The sequence below is a fragment of the Cytophaga sp. genome (genome assembly GCF_051961495.1).
Classification (GTDB): domain Bacteria; phylum Bacteroidota; class Bacteroidia; order Cytophagales; family Cytophagaceae; genus Cytophaga.
The window spans coordinates 1-3,267 of the sequence record NZ_JBQCDF010000214.1; the positions used below are offsets into that span (position 1 = coordinate 1).

General features: G+C 38.4%; 2 protein-coding genes. Both read right to left on the reverse strand.

Annotated features, from left to right (window positions below; genetic code table 11):
• Positions 1-1,991: M1 family metallopeptidase (locus tag ACTHJT_RS11755; protein WP_440238373.1), on the reverse strand; the 1,991-nt coding region annotated here is incomplete at its 3' end.
• Positions 1,992-1,994: 3 nt separating this feature from the next.
• Positions 1,995-3,194: a J domain-containing protein gene (locus ACTHJT_RS11760; RefSeq protein WP_440238375.1), complete on the reverse strand. Its 1,200-nt coding sequence runs from the start codon at positions 3,192-3,194 to the stop codon at positions 1,995-1,997.
• Positions 3,195-3,267 lie beyond the last annotated feature (73 nt).

Below are 3,267 nucleotides of genomic sequence, written 5' to 3' on the forward strand. Positions count from 1 at the left end.
CGGTTTGTTTTTTTCCCCCATTGATTGTTTGAATTGTCATCATCTGCCAATAGCATTTCCGGATCAATAATGACAGATTGTATTTCAGAACTGGTTTTGAGTTCGGTGGTATATATTGGTTTTAGCAGATCCCAGCCATACCACTTTGCTAATACACTATCTTTGGTTGGTGCAACAAACCATGTATTGGGTATCACGAATTTTTTTGAAGTACCGTCTTTAAATGTAACCGTAAATTTTAATGGCATCTGCATGCGACCCAATCGTTCGAAGGTAATGTTGTATGTAAGGGGAGTCCCTTTCTCCGATACTTTTTTTACAGATTTTACTTTATAGTCAATATACTTGTTGGTTTCGAGCCACTCATCAAAGAACCAGTTCAGGTCAGCTTTAGTGTATTCAATAATCGCGTCTCTGAAATCTTCCGGATAGGGGTGAGCGAATTTCCATTTTTCAACATAGTGTTTCATGGCACCTACAAAAAGAGAATCGCCCAATACATATTTTAAATTATAAAGCATGGTGCCGGCTTTATAATATACAAGGCCATAGTTGCCGTTATGTCGAACGGCTCCATTGAAAGCGCAGGAATGTGTATTTATCGGTTCATCGTAATTTTCAGTTACATGATTCAGGTATGGGTAATATAAATATTCGTACCTGTTGTCTAATGAATCAAGATGCTTGTCAATTAATTTATTGGTATGTATGCGATCACGTTTTGCTCCTACGATTTTATCCATAGACCATACCGTTAAGAACTGTGTGAAGCCTTCGTCCATAAAGGCGCGGTAGGTTTCATTGGAACCAACCATTCCGTAAAACCACATATGGCCTACTTCATGTGAGAGCAGATACTGATGTTGCGGATAAGTACCATTGTCCAGTGTGAGCATTGGATACTCCATGCCGTCTTTGGCATCAGCAATAATAATTTTCGGCCAGTCATACATACCAAAGTCTTTAGAATATGTACGAATCACTTTGGCTGTATAGTCACCGGACTGCTGCCATTTAGATGCGCTTTGTTCCTGGGCAAGTGTAATCACCCGCACACCGTTCCATGAAGTTTCTCCGATGCGGTATAAAGGATCAGCGGTAAACGCAAAGTTGTGAACGTTCTCAGCATGAAAGAGCCAGGTTTTGGTTTTACCTTTTTCTTTTGGAATGATAATCGAAGGTTGTTCGCCGAATTTTTTATTTGAAAAATTTTTAAGATCAAGCTTAGCACGAAGTGTGTCGGGAAGGACTTCTTTTTCATTGATCAATACACCGGTTGCATCCAACACGTATTCCTGCGGAAATGTAAGGGCTACATCAAATGTTCCGAAATCGTGATAAAATTCTTTGTCCAGATCCTGGTCGGTTGTCCAGCCGAATTTTTTATCATACACACAAATGGTAGGATACCAAAATACACCATCAAAATGTTTGGTGTTGAATGTTTCATAAAACTTCATCCGGCGACGCATGCTGCCGTTGTCGTAATAGGTGGTAAACTTCATGGTTACAACCAACGAGTCGCCGCTTAACAAAGGCTGGTTGAGAAATACTTTCAGGATGGTATTGTCCAGTTCAGTCTTTACAGATTGGCCATTCACTTGGATATATTCAGTAATTGTTCCTAATCCTTCCTGCTCGTATTTCCCATACTTAATCGGGATTTTATTATTTTTGTTTAAGTCTTCGTAATATGAGCCCGGTTGAGTGCTGTTCTGAAATAAATGAAAGTACAATTCATTTAATGTATTGGGTGAATTGTTCCAGTATACCAGTTTGTAGCTATTTCCTGTAATGGTATTTAACGAATCGTCGAGCGTGGCATCAATTGTATAATGTACATCCTGCTGCCAGTAATCCGCATACGGACGTTTGTTTTTCCAGTATGATTTGTTTTCCGGTGAGCGGAATGTATTGGGAGGGAAATAATTCTGTTGGGCGATTGTAACGTGACAGAAAATGAAAGCTATTGCTATATATAGAAGTTTCATAAATTAATTGCTGCAATAAGAATAAATAGCTGCTTTGGCAGCAGGAACATTAAGGCTATCGGCTTTCATAAAAAGGTTACAGGCTTTTGCCGTGTCTTTTTGCCTGCGTGTTATTTCACCTTTGAAATAATAAGCTTCACCGTTGTCGGGGAAATTTTTAATGACTGTATTTAGTTGGCCTAATGCCAGGTCTTCACTACCTTCATTATAACGGCACAGAGCCACACGAATCCAGGCTTCCGTTGATTTAGGGTGTAAGCCGGCAAAAGCAGCAAAAGACTTTCTTGCTTCGGTGTAATTCTTTAAATGAAAGTCAATTTCTCCCTGATAATAAATGGTGCTGTCATCATGCGTGGAAAGTTTAGTTACTTCATTTAGGTTTCTTTGTGCAGTTTTATAGTCAGCGGTTTTAAGTGCTGTTTTAACCGATTTTAAACCAACTCTTCTTTTGTCGTTGATTTGTTCATAGTTATCATATGCTTTTCTGAAGTGGAAGTTAGCTGCGGAGTCCTGTATTTGTATTTGGGAAAGCATATTTTTGCTGGTTTCATCAAAATCAGGATCAATATTTTTTTTCTGCAGTTCCAGGTCATAATAAAATAATTCAAGCGAATTGTTGTGGCCTAATTTCGAACACATATCGCCAAACTTTTCATTGATTTCAGGATTATTGCCATCTTTTTCAAGTGCCGCCCAATAATAATATTTTGCCATACTGATGTTGCCATTAGATTCTTCTCTGAGCCCCTGTATAAAATATTCTTTAGCGGCGTAGGCATTCATGAAATTATAAAACCAGTAGCAACCGCCAATAAACAGCACGGCGATGATGGATACATACAGGTAATATTTATTCAGTTTGTTTTTTTCTGCTTGCTTTTTCTCAGAAGATTTTTTTCTGTAAGCTGATTGTGCATAGGTTTGCTGAGGACGCTGTTGTGTCTGATTGCGTGTGGATTGGTGACTTTGATTAGGAGGTGGAACCTGGTTGTAAAATAATCGTAGATCATAGACTTTTCTACTTTTAGAATCAGACAGTGTTTGGTAGGCTTCGTTTATTTTTTTAAAATGCTCTTCATAGAATGATTGTCCCGGATGTTTGTCAGGGTGGTATTTTTTTGCCAGTTCCTTAAATGCTTTTTTTATTTCAGCTTCTGTTGCATATCTGGATACTCCTAAAATTTCATAGAAATTTGCCGCCATACGATTCCTGTTCCTGTAAAGTGTATCAAGTTAGAAAAAGCTGTTAAGTTCACAAAGTGAATCAAACTGCTTT